The sequence below is a fragment of the Candidatus Binatia bacterium genome (assembly GCA_035631035.1).
GTDB lineage: Bacteria > Eisenbacteria > RBG-16-71-46 > SZUA-252 > SZUA-252 > DASQJL01.
Window position 1 is genome coordinate 30,955 of the sequence record DASQJL010000015.1, and the last position, 17,796, is coordinate 48,750.

At 69.7% G+C, this 17,796-nt stretch carries 13 protein-coding genes and 1 pseudogene; 6 read left to right on the top strand and 8 right to left on the bottom strand.

All coding sequences use genetic code 11. The features are described from left to right. Window positions 1-51 precede the first annotated feature (51 nt). From VE326_01650 to VE326_01670, 5 genes are all read right to left on the bottom strand, one after another. Window positions 52-1,434: a DUF4384 domain-containing protein gene (locus VE326_01650; GenBank protein ID HYJ31902.1), complete on the bottom strand. Its 1,383-nt coding sequence runs from the start codon at window positions 1,432-1,434 to the stop codon at window positions 52-54. Then, complete coding sequence (locus VE326_01655; GenBank protein HYJ31903.1) at window positions 1,434-2,213, bottom strand: hypothetical protein; 780 nt, start codon at window positions 2,211-2,213, stop codon at window positions 1,434-1,436. Before VE326_01655 ends, VE326_01650 begins: the two co-directional genes overlap by 1 nt. A 684-nt stretch (window positions 2,214-2,897) precedes the next feature. Beyond that, the gene (locus tag VE326_01660) at window positions 2,898-6,026 is read right to left on the bottom strand and encodes a sigma 54-interacting transcriptional regulator (GenBank protein HYJ31904.1); all 3,129 of its coding nucleotides are present in this window, start codon (window positions 6,024-6,026) and stop codon (window positions 2,898-2,900) included. Between the two features lie 88 nt (window positions 6,027-6,114). Continuing rightward, window positions 6,115-6,381 carry a hypothetical protein gene (locus VE326_01665; protein HYJ31905.1) on the bottom strand — a complete coding sequence of 89 codons (267 nt, stop codon included), beginning with the start codon at window positions 6,379-6,381 and terminating at the stop codon, window positions 6,115-6,117. 243 nt (window positions 6,382-6,624) lie between these two features. Continuing rightward, window positions 6,625-7,575 carry a Ppx/GppA phosphatase family protein gene (locus tag VE326_01670; protein ID HYJ31906.1) on the bottom strand — a complete coding sequence of 317 codons (951 nt, stop codon included), beginning with the start codon at window positions 7,573-7,575 and terminating at the stop codon, window positions 6,625-6,627. A gap of 151 nt (window positions 7,576-7,726) precedes the next feature. On the opposite strand from VE326_01670, the gene rlmN reads away from it, so the two are divergent. The 5 genes from rlmN to VE326_01695 are packed head-to-tail and all read left to right on the top strand — an operon-like array spanning window position 7,727 to window position 13,665. Then, window positions 7,727-8,797, top strand: a complete 1,071-nt coding sequence (rlmN, locus tag VE326_01675; protein ID HYJ31907.1) for a 23S rRNA (adenine(2503)-C(2))-methyltransferase RlmN — start codon at window positions 7,727-7,729, stop codon at window positions 8,795-8,797. An 11-nt stretch (window positions 8,798-8,808) separates the two neighbouring features. Beyond that, on the top strand, window positions 8,809-10,413 hold the full coding sequence (locus VE326_01680; protein HYJ31908.1) for an ATP-binding protein: 1,605 nt from the start codon (window positions 8,809-8,811) through the stop codon (window positions 10,411-10,413). After that, window positions 10,410-11,762, top strand: coding sequence for a sigma-54 dependent transcriptional regulator (locus VE326_01685; GenBank protein ID HYJ31909.1), 1,353 nt, complete (start codon window positions 10,410-10,412; stop codon window positions 11,760-11,762). Before VE326_01680 ends, VE326_01685 begins: the two co-directional genes overlap by 4 nt. Next, the gene (locus VE326_01690) at window positions 11,737-12,972 is read left to right on the top strand and encodes a hypothetical protein (GenBank protein ID HYJ31910.1); all 1,236 of its coding nucleotides are present in this window, start codon (window positions 11,737-11,739) and stop codon (window positions 12,970-12,972) included. Before VE326_01685 ends, VE326_01690 begins: the two co-directional genes overlap by 26 nt. Window positions 12,973-12,978: 6 nt before the next feature. Further along, entirely contained in the window at window positions 12,979-13,665 is a 687-nt protein-coding gene (locus VE326_01695; GenBank protein HYJ31911.1) for a DUF4390 domain-containing protein, read from the top strand. A 9-nt stretch (window positions 13,666-13,674) separates the two neighbouring features. Here the strand turns inward: VE326_01695 and VE326_01700 are convergent, their stop codons facing one another. The 3 genes from VE326_01700 to VE326_01710 are packed head-to-tail and all read right to left on the bottom strand — an operon-like array spanning window position 13,675 to window position 16,269. Then, entirely contained in the window at window positions 13,675-15,075 is a 1,401-nt protein-coding gene (locus tag VE326_01700; protein HYJ31912.1) for a polymer-forming cytoskeletal protein, read from the bottom strand. Next, entirely contained in the window at window positions 15,056-15,691 is a 636-nt protein-coding gene (locus VE326_01705) for a hypothetical protein (GenBank protein ID HYJ31913.1), read from the bottom strand. The genes VE326_01700 and VE326_01705 overlap by 20 nt, the downstream gene beginning before the upstream one ends. Continuing rightward, window positions 15,688-16,269, bottom strand: a complete 582-nt coding sequence (locus VE326_01710) for a sigma-70 family RNA polymerase sigma factor (GenBank protein ID HYJ31914.1) — start codon at window positions 16,267-16,269, stop codon at window positions 15,688-15,690. Before VE326_01710 ends, VE326_01705 begins: the two co-directional genes overlap by 4 nt. A 203-nt stretch (window positions 16,270-16,472) precedes the next feature. Between VE326_01710 and eno the strand changes: the two are divergent. Beyond that, window positions 16,473-17,741 (top strand): annotated as a pseudogene (gene eno, locus VE326_01715) (phosphopyruvate hydratase). Window positions 17,742-17,796 lie beyond the last annotated feature (55 nt).

Sequence of the window (17,796 nt, forward strand, 5' to 3'; positions counted from 1 at the left end):
CGAGGAGGCGCGTCCTGGACCCGATGCCGTCCGCCCCTGGAGCCGAACCGCTCAGCGGCCCCGGTGACCCCAGCCCCCTTCGCCCTGGTCGCGGCGGTCCTGGCCGCGGCCGTTGTCGTCGCGACGGCGCTCCTCGCTCCGCCCACGGTCGCCGCGATCCTGGCGATCCTGGCTACGGTCGTCGCGCTGGCGGGCCTGATCGCGGTCCTGACGCTCCTGCCGGCGGTCCTCCACCCGGCCGCGATCGCGGCCCCGCTGCTCGTCGCGCCCCTGCTGCTGCCGCTGGTCGTCCCGCCGCTCCCGGATCTGGCGCCGGTCGTCGGGCTGCTGATTCTGCTGGCGGTTGTCGTTCTGGCGCCGCTCGCGCGTTTCAAACCATTGGCGCCGCCGCTGGTCGTCGCCGCGCACGTCGCCGCCGCGCGCGTCGCCGCCGTTCCGGCGCAGGACCTCGTCGGGCCGCCACACGCGTCCCTCGCGCGGGCTGCGGAACCGCTGGAACTCGGGCGGCGTGCGCCGCTGGATCATCTGGCGCCGGGACTGGAACTTGTCGGTCCCGTCCACCTGGAATCGCGTGCGCAGGGTCGCCCGGCCGTCCACCGAAGACCAGCGGTCCTTCCACTGGCGGTAGCGGGTCGGCGCGGTGGACCGCACCATGTAGAAGTAGCGCGGCCGGAGGATCCGCGACCGGAGCGGACGGTAGTGCGCCCATCCGGCGTCGATCCGGATGTCCACCACCGAACAGACGTCCCCGTACGGGTCGAACCAGCCGCCGTAGGAATGGCAGTCGGCGCAGACGTAGCGCGGGTAATCGACCTTCCGCTCGATGTAGAAGTAGGTGTCGGCCGTCGCGACCTCGCCCTCCAGGCCGCGCGGCACCACGCGGCGCACGACCCGATCCATGCCGATGTAGGGGTCGCCCACGATGACGCCGGAATCCCCCTCATCGTCGTCCCCATACTCCTCGCCCCGGTCCCGCCCCTCGTAGCCGCCGGTCAGGTACCACGGCAGATCGCGGAACGGCTCGGGAGAGGCGATGGCGACGAGGTACTCCATGCCGGTGGGCCCATCGGCCACCAGGTCGTAGGGATCGTTGCGGGAAGGCACCTGATAGGTGCGGCCCCCCTCGACCATGTCGGGATCGCCCGGGTCGTAGGGGTACACGAGGTGGATGTAGCCCTCGGTGTCGATGTTGTAGATCAGAACGTAGGCGTCAGCTCTGGCCCGGAAGAAGACGCGCATCGGCTCGCCTTGGCGATAGACGCCGCCCTCTTCCTTGTTGGTCCAGACGTCGATGTCGAGCCGAGGGGCATGGGCCGCCTCATACGAGATGGAGGCATCGACACGAACCGCCGCACGGGAAGCCACGGGGAGCGCCGCGGCCATGAGGGCCGCGGCGCCCGCGACGAACAGGCGGCGCCAACGCGCGTGTTTCATCAGTTCTTCCTCGCGATCTTCGGAGCGAGCTCCGGATTGTCGGGATCGATCTGGTAGGCCCAGTCGATCACGATGCTGCCCGCCGCTTTCGAGACCACCTCGAACTTGGCGTAATGATTGTCCGCGGTCAGAACGATGTAGCTGTGCCCCGGAATGGCCTCGACGACCCCGTCGGCCGACCAGCCGTCGCTCGCGGGAGGCCCGAAGTCCACGTCCACCAGGTCGACGAGCCCCGCGTCCTGAATCTTCACGCCGGTACCGGCGAAGACCAAGGCGCCGCTCGAAGCGTCGAACCAGATGTCGGCGGAGGCGCTCGTCGACGCCACGCGGGACATCGCCGAGAAGTCCCAGCCGGCCGTGGCCGGCGTCGTGGCGGCATCGGTCAGGGTCACGTTCGTGCCCTCCGGCCGCGGCGTGTCGAACACGTTCTCGAAGCTCAGGTCCGCGCTCTCCAGTCCGCGGGTGTCCACCGCCGACACGGCGTAGTAGTAGGTCGTGCCGTTCGTCACGTGCGTATCGATGAAGGGAGGCTGAACGGCGGTGCCGATGAGCGTGAACGTGCCCGTGGGCGCGCTGTTACGGTACACCTTGTAGTGGTCGATGTCGTTCTCCTGGTTCTCCCTCCAGTAGATCGAAACCTGCCCGTCTCCCGTGACGCTGTAGACGCCCTCCACGTCGAAGGGAGCGTTGCTGGTCCCAACCACGTGATCCTCGTTGCGGCAGCCGGCCGTGAGCGCCACGGCCGCGAGGCCGAGCGCCAGAAGTAACGTGCGAGTCACGAGCACCTCCTATGGAATTGAGCTGTATGGCTGAGACAAGACCGCTGAATCGCGGCGCCGATAGACGCATCTGCGAACCGCATAGCATATGCCATGTGTGGGGGCGGCGGGGGGCGGGGTGTAAGTCGCTTGTTGAGTGGGAATTGTGGTGGTAGGGGGAATTGGCGCGACGGCCACGGATAAGGGGGCTACGGGGGAAAGCAAGTACAGTGTGACTGCTGCGCTACATATGGTTCTGTGGGCCTTGCGGTGGCGCTGCGCTTTGGAAGGGATCTGGCGGACACTGCCGAGGAGTTATTTCGCCCTGCGGGGCGAAATTATTTGAGCCCCGGTCGTGCCAGCTCATTTCGGGCTACATCACGTCCACCGAGGCCGGTGCTCGGTCTGGCGACTAGTCCATGGTCAAACGCTGGCTCGACCTAAGGGCTCTTTGGAGGTCCCCCCCTCCGATCATCTGCTAAGGCAGCCATCGTGCCAGCGAGGCCACTTTCAGCGCCCTCGCGGAAAATCGTGCAACCCGCTGCACCATGGCAAGTTACAGCACAACTCAAAGCGGGGTTTGCGAACGGGCGAAGAGCTCCGGCGAGGGGTTTTTGAGGTCGATTTAACAGTTTGGCGGGGGATTCGCTGGAACTTCAAGGCGGGGCTGAACTTGCGGCTATTAAATCCGTTTATACAGAATCTTTAAGCTCTTTGCCGGGTGCCGCGCCGGTCGAGGTGGAAGAGCTTGATCTTCTGCAGAAGGGTCGGGTAGGAGAGGCTCAGTTCCCGCGCGGCCTGGAGCTTGTTCCAGTTATGGCGTTCGAGGGCCTGGGCGATCATGCGGCGCTCCACCTTGGCAACCTCGGAGCGAAGCGTGGCAGGCCCCTCGGCGACGTCGTCCTCCTTGCGAAGGATCTCGCGAGGGACCAGGCGTAGGGACAGGACTTCTCCGTCGTTGGCCATCACGACCATCCGCTTCACGACCTTCTCCAGCTCGCGCACGTTGCCGCGCCAGGGGAGCGACGAGAAGGTGCGGATCAGCTCGGGATCCACGCCGCCCACTTCCTTGGACATCTCGACGGAGAAGCGCCGGATGTAATGCTCCAGGAGGATCGGAATGTCCTCGGGACGCTCCCGGAGCGGCGGGACGCGGAAACAGATGTCGTTCAGCCGGTAGTAGAGGTCTTCCAGGAACTCCCCGCGGGCGATCCGCGCGCGCAGGTTCACGTTCGTGGCGCAGATGACCCGCACGTCCACCTTCGCGGGACGGTTCCCGCCGACGGGGCGAACCTCGCGGTTGTCGAGCACCTGGAGCAGCTTTCCCTGGATGGTGATGGTGGTCTTGTCCACTTCGTCCAGGAACAGCGTGCCGCCGTTCGCCTCGACGAAGAGGCCCGCCTTGTCCCGCACCGCCCCCGTGAAGGCACCCTGCACGTGCCCGAAGAGCTCGCTCTCGAGGAGCTGCTCGGGCAGCGCCGCGCAGTTCACCTGGACCAGCGGCTTGTTCGTCCGGACGCTGGAGGCATGAATGGCGCGAGCGAGGAGTCCCTTGCCGCTTCCCGTCTCGCCTTCGATCAGGATCGTCGCGTCGGTCGGGCCGACACGCTCCAGCAGGGAGAGGATCTCGAGGAGGTCGGGACTCCGCGTCACGATGCCGTGGTCGTTGGCCGATCCGAGCAGCCGCCCCCGCAGCGCGCTGTTCTCCTGCGCGAGGCGCTGGCGCTGGCGCTCGAGGATCGCGACCGCGACGTGATTCGCGAGGACGGTGATGAGGTTGACCTCGCGCTGCTTGAAGGCTCCCAGCGGCTCCTCCGACCGGTCCAGATAGAGGTAGCCCGGCAATCCCGAAGGCAGCGAGAGCGGAATGACGGCGACCGTCGTCCGTGCCCCGATGTGATAGGTGGCCGGAAGGTCGCGGAATCGCTCGTCGGCGCCGGCCCGGCTGGTCACGATGGGGCCCGAGGCGAGCCGGGCGGGGCCGATCCGCCGTTCCAGCTCGCGGATCAGGTCGTGCGCGAGACGGTTCGCCATCCCGACCGTGGCGACGGCTTCGATGCCGCCCTGCGCGGCCGGCGCGGCCACGATGGCGCGGGTCGCTCCCGCGCGGCGCGCCACGATCGAGAGGATCTCCTGCAGCGCGGTCTCGGCGTCGCCGCCGCGGAGCGCCGTCCGGATCTCGTCGAAGGCCGCGAACTCGTTCGTCTGCGACGAGGAGCCGTCGATGAGACCCTGCTCCACCTCGCTCCGGAAGAGCTCGATCTCGCGCGCGAGCTCGGGATCTTCCTCGGGCGTCAGGAGCGACGTGGCGTGATCCACGTGGATGACGGCATCGTCCATCAGCCCGCGGAGCAGCTCGCTCCGCGCGAGCTCGAGAAGAGCCCGCGCCGTGTGCACCGGCAGGCGGAGCGTCTCGAATCCGGCGGCCGCGCGCCGGAGGTACCCGATCGATTCGTCGAGGACCCCGCGCGAGCGGCCCTTCCGGCCGCGCTTGCGCCAGACGATCCCCACCGCGTAGTTGAGCTTCGCCAGCTCGTAGCGCTTGCTGATTCCGGAGAGGATCCGCGCCGCTTCGTCGATGAAGCCGCGGGCCTCTTCCCACTCGCCGGCTTCGGCGGCCCGAAGTCCCAGGAGCCGAAGCGAGCAGGCTTCTTCGATGCGGTCGCCCAGGCGCCGCGCGATCGCCAGGGCGCGCTCGCCGCTTCGCCGCGCCGGATCCAGCTCGCCCATGCGGACCTGAGCGTCGCCGATCCGGCGCCACAGCTCGACCTGAAGGTCGGAGTCGGTGGCGAGCTGATCGGCGAGGGCCATGCCCGTGTCGTATTCGGTGCGCGCCTCCTGGAAACGGCCGAGATCGGCGAGCCAGTCGCCCAGCGCTTCGTGGGCCAGCACGATCTCGCGGCGGCAGTTCCGCTCGGTCGCGAGCGCGAGCCCCTCGCGGATCAGGCTCTCGGCGCCGCTGAAGTCGCGGCGCTTCCGCCGCAGGATGCCCAGGTGGTTCAGCGAGCGGGCCTTTCCGGCCGCGAAGCCGGTCTCGGTGTAGATCTGGAGGGCGCGGCGGTAATGCTCTTCCGCCAGATCCCACTCGCCCATCTTCTCGTGGACGATGCCCAGGTTGTGGAGGTAGGTCCCCGAGTCCTGATAGAGCCCGGCGCGCTCGGAGATGCGCAGCGCCTGCTCCAGGAAGCGCGCCGCTTCCTTGAAGCGGCACTGATTCTTGTGCACCAGCGCCAGGCTGTTGTACGCCGAGGCCATGCCGGCCTGGAAGTCCGCCCGGCGATAGGTCGCGATCGCGCTCTCGAAGTAATCCCGCGACGACGACCAACTGCCGGTGCGAAGCGCGATCCAGCCCAGGGTCATCTCCGCGCGGCCGATGTCGAAGTTCAGCGTCGTTTCGCGGAGGAGCCGGTAGGCGAGGACCGAGGAGCGCTGCGCGGCGCGATAGCGTCCGCGATCAAAGAGGAGAATGCCGAGGCTGCCGGCCAGGCGGCCGATCTGCTCGGGGGTGACGTGCGGCCGGAGACGGTGATGGAGGTCGTGGAGCGCGTCCACCGCCTCGTCCAGGTCGCCCCGGTAACGGAGGCAGTCGACGATGCGCGCGCCCAGGCGGAACAGCGCGTCCCGGTCCGCCGTGCCGTTCCGGCTGGCCTCGGCGTCGAGCGCGCGGCGGTAGTACTCGAGCGCCACGGCGTAGTTGTCCGCGGCGAAGTACAGATCTCCGAGCTCTTGAGCGCGGTGCTCTTCCCCTTCGGAGACGGACGCTTGCGCGCCCGTCTCCTCGAGGTCACCACTGCTCTTGATATTCGGTCGGTCCCTGGGGACTAGTCCGTCCATTCCGGCCCTCTACCCACCACGTGGGGAACCGGGGGGCTGATCCGTAGACCGAAGCGCGCGCGCCGGAATCAGCGCGGGCGCGCGGGATCTACCAGAGCCAGCGAACCCCGTATCCCAGACGCAGTGCCGTCAGGTAGGCCTTCCAGATGCTCAACGTGGTCGTCACTCTTGTCGTCCGCACCGAGCTGGACGTGCCCCGAATCGCCGAGAACGACGGCGCCATGGTGCCCTTCACGACCGAGCCGTCCCCGTCGCCGGGGTCGGGGCCGTTGTTGGGATCCCATGGAATGGGCTTGGCCAGAGAAGTCTGCGGAACCGCAGTGACGAACGCGAGCGAGCACAGGAGGATACCCAACAGCAAAAAGCGTCGTGGAACCCGGATCCTCATGCCTGCTCCCAGTGTGAACGGCTTCCGGCGTAGCAGCCGCCCCACTTGCAACGGCAGTTCGCTAAGAGGTGCCAACTCCCGGAAGCGTGACCGAGAGCGTTGAGGGACGTCCCAGGATGGGACGGACACCTGTCAACGAACACTGCCGCTTAATAACTGATGATATCGGAGGAAGTTGGAAACGTCAAGCGAAAATGGCTGAATCCGACCCTATAACGGGGACTGGACGTTACGCTTCCGGTGCCTCCGGGCTTCGCTCAGGACCAGGCCGTACCGGAGCCCCCGGGTGGACACGGTGATCCCCGCCACGGGGAACCGGTTGACGAATTCGGAGAGGATGACCGCCCCGGCCGGGATGATGTCGGCGCGGCCGCGGCTGACCCCGGCCAGGTCGCGCCGGTTCGCCAGGGGGATCGAGCAGAGCTGCTTCTCGATGGCGGCGATGCGCTCCCGCGAGAGGAGGTGGTTCTCGATCCGGGTGGGATCGTATTTGGTCAGATTGAGATCCAGGGCGCCGAACGCGGTGACCGTACCCCCCACGCCGACCGCGCGCTCCAGGCCGTCCGACACGAAATCGGTCAGCTTCTCGCGAAAGACGTCCTGGACGAAGCGGCGCACCACGGCCAGCTCCTCCTCGGCGGGCGGGTCGGTCCGGACGAAGCGTTCAGTCAGGCGGACGCACCCCAGCTCCAGGCTGATGACCTGGTTGCCCTCCTGCCCCTCCCCGAAGATGATCTCCGTGCTGCCGCCGCCGATGTCCACGACGACCGAGCGCCGGGGGCGCGGGTTCAATCCGGAGAGCACGGCCAGGAACACGAGCCGCGCTTCCTCTTCGCCCGTGAGGATTTCCACCGGGTAGCCGATGCGGTCGGAGAAGCGCGCGGCCACGTCGGGGCCGTTGGTCGCGACGCGAAGGGCGTTGGTCGCGGCGACGCGGATCGTGCTGGCGCCGCTGTACTCGGCCTCGTGGACGAAACGCTCCAGGCACTCCAGCGTCCGGGCCGCGGCGCCTTCGTCGATGAGCCCGGTGCGGTCGAGGCCCTCGCCGAGTCGCGAAATCTCGCCCATGCGATGGGACGTGCGGAGGCGCTCTTCGTCGTCCACGTCGGCGACGAGCAGGCGAACCGAGTTCGTTCCGATGTCGACCGCGCCGATTCTCACCGGTCGCGGGCGGGGTGCTGCGGCGACTGTTGCCAGAAGCAGGCGCGTTCCACCGGCCTTGCCCCTCCAAGCGGTTGACTCTGGGAGTGCACGAACCCTACCATAGCCGGATATGACTGTAAAGACGGAAACCATTATCAGGACAGGAAATGTGAGGACCGGACGGGGCTCTGCCCGTCTCGAGGACATCCTGGGCCTGAACCCGGAGGAGCTGGCTCGCGTCGCGCTCGGCCTGGGCCAGCCGGCCTATCGCGGCCGGCAGCTCGCCGAGTGGTTCTATCGGCGCGGAGAGCTGGACCTGTCGCGCATGTCCAATCTCCCGGCCGCCTTCCGGGAGCAGCTCACGGCCGCCCACCGGATCGGATCGCTGGCCGAGGTCGGCCGCCGACAGACGCCCGATCGCAGGACGCGGAAGATCGCCCTCCGTCTTCCGGAGGGCGGCGTCATCGAGTCGGTCTACATGTCCACGCCGACCCGGTTCACCTTCTGTCTCTCCTCCCAGCACGGCTGCGGCTTTGCCTGCCGCTTCTGCGCCACGGGGCGGATGGGACGCGGCCGGAACCTCTCCGCCGGCGAGATCGTGGAGCAGGCGCTCCGCCTGCGCCGCGAGCTTCCGCCCGGCGTCTCGGACTACAACGTGGTGCTCATGGGAATGGGCGAGCCGCTCGAGAACTACGACGCCGTGCTCCGCGCGCTGGCCCTCCTGTCCGACCCCGCGCTGGGAGCCGTCCCTCCCAAGCGGATCACCATCTCGACGGTCGGCCTGGTGCCGCAGATCTACCGGCTGGCCGACGAGGCGCCGCGGTATCGGCTGGCCATCTCGCTCCATGCGGCGACGGACGAGCTGCGCTCCAAGCTGATGCCGGTGAATCGCACCTTCCCCCTCGAGGCGCTGATGGGCGCGGTGCGGCACCACGTCGACCGTACCGGCCGGCGCGTCACGTTCGAGTACATCCTGATCGAGGAGCTGAACGACACGGTCGCCCACGCCGCGAAGCTGGTGAAGCTGGTGGCGCAGCTCCCCTGCAAGATCAACCTGATCCCCTACAATCCGATCGGCCCCGGGAAATTCAAGCGGCCCGCGACCGAGCGGATCGAGCGCTTCGCCGCCTATCTCCAGCCGCGCGTGCCCGCGGTGACGGTGCGCTACAGCCAGGGGGTGGAGATCGGCGCGGCCTGCGGCCAGCTCGCGGGCGCCGCGGAAGGGGGCGCGCGGACGTAACGCGCGCCGCCATGTTCGGCACCCTTCACCGGAAGCTCCTCGCCCTCTTCTTCCTCGTCGCGCTCATCCCCTCGCTCGGGCTGACGCTGTTCGTCACCCAATACCTGGCCAAGAGCCTGGCCGCGCTGCGCAATCCCGAGACCGAGCGCGCGCTGGCCCAGTCGCTCGAGGTGATCCGCCAGGGGATCGAGCGGCTCGGCAGCGACGCGCAGCACCACGCGACGGTCATGGCGGAGGACGACGCCTCGACCCGGCTGCTCGCCGCGGGAACGCTGCCCGAGGTGGAGCGCTGGCTTCGGGACGAGGCCCGGGAGCGCGGACTGGACTACGTGGTGCTCTACCGGAACGACGCCAAGCTGGCGCGCGTCTTCGGCGCGCGCTTCGGACCCCGCATCACCATCCCCGAGCCGGAGCGCGAGCCCCTGCTCGCCGCGCTGAACGAGGGGGGGCTCGTATCGGGGGGCGAGGTCCCGCGGCAGGTGAGCGGCGTGGCGACGTTCGGGAAGGACTACCTGATCCTGGCCGGCTACCAGCTCGACCCCGAGATCTCCTCGGAGATCGAGGCGCTCCAGAAGAACCTCACGATGTACAAGCGGCTCGGGGTCTACACCTGGCTCTCCGAGCGGAGCCTCTGGGTGTTCGCGGGGCTCTGGTCGGTGGTGCTCGGGCTCGTGAGCTTCATCCTCGCCACCCTCGTCTCGCGCAGCATCGCCCGGCCGATCGTGGCGCTGGAGAGCGGCATGGAGCGGATCTCCGCGGGCGATCTGGCGCACCGCGTCGCTCCCGCCGGCACGCGCGAGGTGCGCTATCTGGGCAACGCCTTCAACCGGATGGTCGAGGAGATCCAGACCTCGCGGCGCGCCCTCCTGCGGGCCGAGCGGCTCGCGGCCTGGCGCGAGGTGGCGCGCGCCGTGGCGCACGAGATCCGTAATCCGCTCACGCCGATCCAGTTCGCGCTGCAGCGGCTCCAGGAGGAGGCCCGCCGTCCCGCGCCGCGCGCCGAGGTGATCGGCGAGAACGCCGAGTCGATCCTCCGCGAGGTGCGCTCGCTCCAGGAATTCGTCACCGCCTTCTCGGCGGTCGCGCAGCTCCCGGAGCCCAAGCCCGCCCCCTGCGACGTGCCGGCGCTGGTCGAGGACGTGGCGCGGCTCTATCGCGGCTCCTCGCGCGTGGAATTCCGCGTTGAGGTGGAGCGCCCCGTTCCCTTAGCCTGGGCCGACTCCGGCCAGATCCAGCGCGTGCTCGTCAACCTGATCAAGAACGCGATCGAGTCGATGGGCTCGGAGGGCGTGGTCACGCTTCGCGTGCGCCGGGACGGGGACGCCAGCGCCGGCGCCGCTTCGGTCGCGCTCGACGTGGAGGACACCGGGCCCGGCATGGACCCGGCCACCCTGGAGCGCGCGACGCATCCCGGCTTCACCACCAAATCGAGCGGTAGCGGATTGGGGCTCACCCTGGTGCAGCGCATCGTGGAACAGCACGGCGGCCGCTTCGAGCTCGATTCGAGCCCGGGCGTCGGCACGCGCGCGACCGTGACGATCCCCACCGTTCCGGAAGAGAACGAAGCCCCGGCCGCGCCCGTCGCGAGCGGCGACGGCGCGAAGGCGAGCGCGTGAGCGCGTCCAGGATCCGCGTCCTCGTCGTCGACGACGAGCCCTCCGTCCTCCTCGAGACCTCGGCCAGCCTCAAGCGCAGCTACGAGGTGCTCACCGCCTCGCGCGCCGAGGAGGCGGAGAAGATGCTGGCCGATCAGCGCGTGGATCTCCTCCTCACCGATCTTCGCCTCCCCGGCAAGGACGGCATCGCCCTGCTCGAGAGCGTGAAGGCCTCCCACCCCCACGTGCCGGTGGTGCTCATGTCCGGTCACGGCACCATCGAGGAGGCGGTCAAGGCGATCCGGCTCGGCGCGGTCGATTTCGTCGAGAAGCCGTTCGGTCCCGAGCGCCTCCAGGTCACCGTGGAGCGGGCCCTGGAGCTCAAGGCGCTGCAGCGCGAGAACGAGCGGCTCCGCTCCATCACCGGCGCGGCCGACGAGATGGTGGGCAAGAGCCGGGTGCTGGACCAGATCCGCGGCGAAGCCTCCAAGGTCGCGAAGACCGACGCCAAGGTGCTCATCAGCGGGGAGAGCGGCACGGGCAAGGAACTGGTCGCGCGCTCGATCCATCGGATGAGCGCGCGCGCGCGCGGACCGTTCGAGAAGCTGAACTGCGCGGCGCTTCCCAAGGACCTGGTCGAGAGCGAGCTCTTCGGCTACGAGAAGGGCGCGTTCACGGGAGCGGCGCAGATGAAGCGCGGCCGGCTGGAAGCGGCCGACCAGGGGACCCTCTTCCTGGACGAGGTCGGCGACATGAGCCTGGAAACCCAGGCCAAGTTCCTTCGCGCCATCGAGACCGGCGAGATCGAGCGCCTCGGGGGCACGCGCACGATCGCGGTGGACACCCGGATCCTGGCCGCGACGAACAAGGATCTTCCGGCGGAGATCCAGGCCGGCCGCTTCCGCGAAGACCTCTACTACCGGCTGAACGTGGTGCCGATCCACATCCCGCCGCTCCGGGCCCGGCGCGAGGACGTGCCGCTCCTGGTGGCGCACTTCGTCCAGCGCTTCGGCGCCGAGCACCCGCGCGGCCCGCGCACGGTGACCCCGGCCGCGATGGAGCGGCTGACCCAGTACGCCTGGCCGGGGAACATCCGCGAGCTGAAGAACCTGATCGAGCGCCTCCTGATCATGACCGACGGCGATGCGATCGAGGTGGCCGACGTGGAGGACGCGCTTCCCGTGAACGCGGGAGACGAGCCGCCCAGCGAGATCCGCGCGGCGCGCGACAAGGCCGAGCGCGACACGATCCTCGCCATGCTCCGCGACTGCCAGTGGAACGTCAGCGAGGCCTCCCGCCGCCTCGGCATGGACCGCGGATATCTCCATCGGAAGATCAAGCGCTATGGGTTGTCGCGCGACGGCGCGTAGCGCCGCCGCGGCGGTCCTCGCGTCGGTCCGGGCCTCCGCGACGGCCGCGGTCGTTTGCGCCGCGGCGGCGGCGGCCTCGGCGGGGGGCGGCGTCGCGCCGGCCGCGGCCCAGTCCTCCGCCGACAGCCTGGCCGCGCGCGCGCCAGTCCTGCGAACGCCGGCGGGATGGGAGACGCTCGCCACCGGACTCCCCGAGGAGACCCGCCTCAAGCTGCGGCCGGGCTTCCGCTACGACCGTGTGGACGGTGCGGTGCCCGCGGCCGGCGTCGCGTTCCAGAGCGAGCGCGATCCCGATCCCTTCGTCTACGCGACCGCCTCCTACGCCACCGGGCGCGACCGGTTGCTCGGCGAGGCGGGGTTCGAGGCGCCGATCGGCGATCCCACGTGGCTCCGCGTCGGAGCGGACGCCTTCCGCCGCACCGCGACCGAGGACGACTGGATCGTGGGAGACCTCGAGAACACGATCTTCGCGCTGGTCGCGCGCACGGACTACCGCGACTGGTACGAGGCGACGGGATGGGACGGCCATGTGCGGGTGGAGCCCGGCCGCGACGTGGCGGTCACCGGGGCCATCCGCATCCAGAACGAGTCCTCGCTTCCGACGCGCGTGCGCTTCTCCCTCTTCGGCAAGCACGACCGCTTTCGCCCCAATCCGCCGGTGCGGTCCGGCGACGAGGGGCTCCTCTCGGTGTCGCTCCGGGTCGGCCCCGAGCGGCTCCCCGTGGGAGGAGGCACGAACGGAACCGCGGCCTACGAGCGCGCCGGCGGCGTCCTGGGACGCGACTTCGATTACGGGCGCGCGCGCGCCACCCTCCGCGCGCTGCACCGCTTCTCGAAGCGCACGCTGGTCCGGGCCCGGGCGATCGGCGGCTCGACGCGCGAGGGCGTCCTTCCGCCCCAAAAGGTCTGGCACGTGGGCGGGATCGGCACCCTGCGCGGCCACGACTACAAGGCGTTCTCGGGCGACCAGTTCTTCGTGGCCAACACCGAATGCCTGGTGCGGGTGCGCAAGCAGTTCTTCCCGTTCGCCTTCCTCGACTGGGGCGCGGCATGGTTCGGCCGGGCGAACCTGGACCGCCAGCAGCCGGGGTTCGACGGCGGCGCCGGCTTCCTCGTCGGCGAGAACGGCCTGGCCCTCACCGTCGCGCGCGACCTCCGCCGATCGGACGCGCCGCTCCGCTTCGGCGTCCGCCTCGGCGCGAGCTTCTGAGGCGCCGTGCGATTCCGCGCCCTGCCCCTTCTGCTCGCGTTCACCGCGATCACGACGCTCGCGGCGGTAGGCGCCGCGCCGGCGCGCGCGGAGAACGACCTCGGCCTCCAGGTGGATACGGTGGAGGTCTCGTCGGGCGCCGTGCTCGTCTCCTACCGCGTGGAGAAGCCCTTCACGCCGCGACTGGAGGAAACGCTGCTCCAGGGAATGCCGGCCACGATCGTGTACGAGGTGGGGCTCTGGAAGCGGCGGGTCTTCTGGTTCGATAAACTGATCGTGGCGATGAAGAACGAGCACCGCGTCATGTACGACCCCTGGCGCGACCGGTTCCGCGTGCGCTCGGGGGTGGGGATCGAGGCCAGGACGCGCTCCTTCCCTTCGATCGATTCGCTGGAGGCCACGCTCTTCGATGTCCGGCGCCTCCCCGTCTCGCTCCTCACCGCGCTGGAGCCGGAGGGCTCGTACTACGTCACGGTGCGCGTGCTGATCCGGCCGCTGGCGGAGGAGGACCTGGGGGAGGTCGAGGACTGGCTCGCGGGCGAGGGGAAAGAGCCGGACGGATCGCAGCGGGGGCTGCCGCGCTATCTCTTCGGGATCACCGCGAACCTGAGCGGCCTGGGCGACCGCACCGCGGTGGCGCGAAGCGCCCACTTCACGCCGGCGCGGCGCTTTGCCGCGGCCGGCGTGAGGTAGGAACCCTAGCTAGGGAGCGTCCGAGGTGCCGTCCACCGGCCGGGGCGCTTCGGCCGTGGGCGGAGGGGGCGTCGCGACGCCGGGCGCCGGAGCGGGCGGAGGCATTTCCGCGCCCGAAGGGGACGGCCCGCGCCGCAGCGGGCCCCAGTTGTAGCTGCGCCACGCCAGACCGCCTCCCTGCGCGAAGCTGAGCCAGAGAGCGCCCAGGCCCGCCACCGTCAGGATGAAGGCGAGCGCGCCGGCGGCGATCCCGAACGCGATGCTGAGCGGATGGAAGAGCATCACGCCCGCGAAGCCCGCGATCTGCCCCATCAGCTTCAGCAACAGGATCAGCACCATGCCCACCCCGATCGCCAGGATCGGCGACTTGTCGCGCCCGCGCTCGCCGAGCACGCGGCGGCCGAGGTAGAGAAGCCCGTTCACGTAGCCCAGGAACATCAGGAAGATGGCGCCCACCACGAGGCCGACGATCGCGAGAACGAGCGCGATCACGAGCAGCAGGGCGACCGGAATGCCGATGATCGTGATGCAGAGGATCACGATGGCGATGGCCGCCAGCAGCACGAGCGAGATGATCCCGACGGGGATCGCGACCACGAGCCCCGCCATGGTGAGCAGCCCCATGACGAACGACTTCCCGAACCGCTCGCGCATCAGAACCGACGCCCGGACGATGCCGTCCTTCCAGAGCAGCAGGGCGAGCCAGGCGAAGAAGAGCGTGAGAATGAGCTTCACGATGGTGCCGACCAGCCAGGCGCCGAACATGGGCACGCCCATCAGGCCCAGCATCGGCAGCATTCCCCAGCCGTGCCAGAAGCGGTGCGTCCCGATCGAGACGTTGCTCCCCGCGACCGAGGCGCTGTCGGTGGTGTTCACGCCGCCGCCCAGGCTGACCGCGTCCCCTTCGACGACGCCGGCCCCCTTCACTTCGACGGTCCCGCCGACCGAGGTGACGTCCCCCTTCACGCGGCCGTAGACCGTCACGTTGCCGCCGATCGCGACCACGTTCCCCTCGACCACCTTGTCGGCGGGGATCGTGATGTCCTCGCCGAACCGGACCAGGTCGTTTTCGCCGTTGTCGTCATTGCTGTTGGCGTCCGGAGGCTCGGGAACGTCCGGAGGCTCGGGAACGTCGGGCGCGACCACCGCGTCCGGCTTGGACGGAAGCGCCGGGGCGTGCTTGCCGCTCTTGGTCTCGCTGACGCGCACGCGGAAGCCGGACTCGTCCGACGTCGTGTCGGCGGGCGGACGCGGCGCGGTTTTCGCAGCCGTTCGGGCGGGGGCGGCGAGCGCCTCCGGAGCCGGAGCCAGTCCCGCGATCAGCAGAGCGAGGAGCGCGAGCAGGAAGCGGCGCGGAGTGCGAAGGCTCGATGCAGTCCGCGCCCCGGAATCAGAGCGCCAGGCACGCATGGCCGATACCCCTTTCGTTGCGGGAGGGTCGCAGGATCCAGAAGATGGCGACTCCCAGGGTGAGAAGGAACGCGCCGGCGATCTGCGACTCCGGCGATTGGAGCACGACGAGCGCGGCGCGCGGCAGCGCGCTAAGGGTATGGAACGCCGCCCAGACCTGCCGCGCGAACGGTCCATAGAACGAGATCTCCGCGGCGACCTGCTTCGGAACGGAGACGAGCAGGTCGATGACGCCGCCGATCGCGCGCGAGAAGGCCGTTCCCGGCGTCGGGAGGCCGTACTGCGCCGCGAGCTTCGGGTAGATCGCGAGGAGCCCCGCCGTGATCGCGAACGACGCCGCGAGCGCCAGGGCGCCGGCGCGGCGCGCGAGCCGGCGGATGCGGGCGGGGCGCGTCACCGCGGCCACCACGCGATCCTCGAGCCAGGCCGGAGCCTCGATCGAGGGGAGGCGCCGCGCGTGCTGGGCGATCAGCCGGTGCGCCTCGAGGCGCTGGCGGCATCCGGCGCACGACTCGACGTGGCTCAGGATGGCCCGGGCCACGGCCGGATGGATGGCGCCGTCCACGAGGGCGGTGAGCTCGCTCCGGCAGGCGGCACAGGTCAGGTTGGTCTTCACGGCATCGTTCCTCGTCGTGGTTCTCGGGCGGTCAGTTTCCGTCGCAAGTTCTCGTGCGCCCGGTGCAGCCTCACCTTCACGGTCCCGAGCGGGATTCCCAGCGTCTCCGCGATCTCCTCGTAGGAGAACTCCTCGCGGTAGCGGAGGTGGAGGATCGCCCGGTAGTGCTCGGGCAGCTCGGCCACCAGGGCTTGGAACCGCTCCTCGGCCCACTCCAGCCGGAGCCCCTCTTCGGGCCCGGGGCCCGGATCCACCGCCTCCACCGCGGGGCCGTCCTCGTCGGAGAGATCCTCCAGCGCGATGGGCCGCCGCTTCCGGCGCCGGATCAGATCCAGCGCCAGGTTGGACGCGATCTTGAAGAGCCAGGAGCGGAGCGGCCGGTCCGGGTCGTACGTGTGCAGGGACCGGAGCACCCGGATGAACGTCTCCTGCGCCACCTCCGCAGCGTCGTCGGGATTGCCGGTGATGCGCCAGGCCAGGTTCACCACCGGCGTCTGATAGGCCCGCACCAGCTCGCGGTAGGCCCGGTCGTCCCGGGCCAGGCACCGCCGGACCAGCTCCCGATCATCGGCCGCCACTAGCGCCGGCCCCTCCTCGGGACCGTCACGTTCGTTACGAGTCCGGAGCCCGCCAAGTTTCGTCCAAATCGAGTCATCGGGGATTCGGGAGGGTCTTCCGGCGCGCGGCCGGGACCCGGGCGCGGACCGTAGGCGGCCGGCCGAAGGAGCGTCAAGGCTTTTCCCTTGATCCCCTCGCGAAGAGCGCCTAGCGTGCGAGCGCCATGACCGAGATCGAATCCGTATTCGCTCGCGAAATCCTCGACTCCCGCGGCCAGCCGACCGTGGAGGTGGAGGTCGCCCTCTCCGGAGGCGCCATCGGCCGCGCCGCCGTGCCCTCGGGCGCCTCGACCGGCTCCCGGGAAGCGCTGGAGCTGCGCGACGGGGACGCCAAGCGCTACCTGGGCAAGGGGGTCTCCCGCGCCGTCCAGAACGTGAACGAGACGATCGCGGCGCGGATCGTGGGCGAGGACGCCTCCGACCAGGCCGGCGTGGACGGGATCCTGATCGAGCTGGACGGCACCCCCACCAAGAAGAACCTCGGCGCCAACGCCGTGCTGGGGGTCTCGCTCGCCTGCGCCAAGGCGGCGGCCGACGCGCACCTGCTCCCGCTGTACCGCTACCTGGGCGGAGCCGGGGCGCGCACGCTGCCCGTTCCGCTCATGAACGTGATCAACGGCGGCGCGCACGCGGACAACAATCTCGACATCCAGGAATTCATGATCGTCCCGCTGGGAGCGCCTTCGTTCCGCGAAGCGCTCCGCTACGGCGCGGAGGTGTTCCACACGCTGAAGCGCCTCCTCAAGGACAAGGGGCTCGTGACGGCCGTGGGCGACGAAGGGGGCTTCGCGCCGAATCTCAAGAGCAACGCCGAGGCGCTCGACCTGCTCGTCGGCGCCATCGAGAAGGCGGGCTTCCGGCCGGGCACCGACGTCGCGCTCGCGGTCGACGTCGCCGCCTCGGAGCTGTTCGACAACGGGACCTACGCCCTGGACGGACGGCATGGGATCGATTCGGGCGGAATGATCGGCTATCTCAAGGGCCTCGCCGACCGCTACCCGATCGTATCGATCGAGGACGGCCTTGCCGAGGGGGACTGGGACGGATGGCGCCGGCTCACCGAAGAGCTGGGCGACGCGGTCCAGATCGTCGGCGACGACATCTTCGTCACCAATCCGGCCATTCTCCGGCGCGGGATCGACGAGGGCGCCGCGAACTCGATCCTGGTCAAGCTGAACCAGATCGGCACCGTGACGGAGACCCTGGACGCGATCGGCATGGCGACGCGCGCGGGATTCACCACGGTGATCTCGCACCGCTCCGGCGAAACCGAGGATTCCTCGATCGCCGATCTCGCCGTGGCCGTGAACGCGGGGCAGATCAAGACCGGCTCCCTCTCCCGCAGCGACCGGATCGCGAAGTACAACCAGCTCCTCCGCATCGAGGAGCAGCTGGCCGACGCGGCCGTCTACCCGGGCGCGGCGGCGTTCCGCGGATCGTCGGCGGCGAAGCTCGCCGGATCGGGCGCGGCCCGCCCCGGCGCGCGCG

Excerpts from the sequence above, each read along its gene's own strand:
- VE326_01650 (HYJ31902.1), bottom strand. The coding sequence starts at position 1,434 with ATGAAACACGCGCGTTGGCGCCGCCTGTTCGTCGCGGGCGCCGCGGCC.
- VE326_01660 (HYJ31904.1), bottom strand. The coding sequence starts at position 6,026 with ATGGACGGACTAGTCCCCAGGGACCGACCGAATATCAAGAGCAGTGGT.
- VE326_01700 (HYJ31912.1), bottom strand. The coding sequence starts at position 15,075 with ATGCGTGCCTGGCGCTCTGATTCCGGGGCGCGGACTGCATCGAGCCTT.
- VE326_01690 (HYJ31910.1), top strand. The coding sequence starts at position 11,737 with ATGGGTTGTCGCGCGACGGCGCGTAGCGCCGCCGCGGCGGTCCTCGCG.
- VE326_01680 (HYJ31908.1), top strand. The coding sequence starts at position 8,809 with ATGTTCGGCACCCTTCACCGGAAGCTCCTCGCCCTCTTCTTCCTCGTC.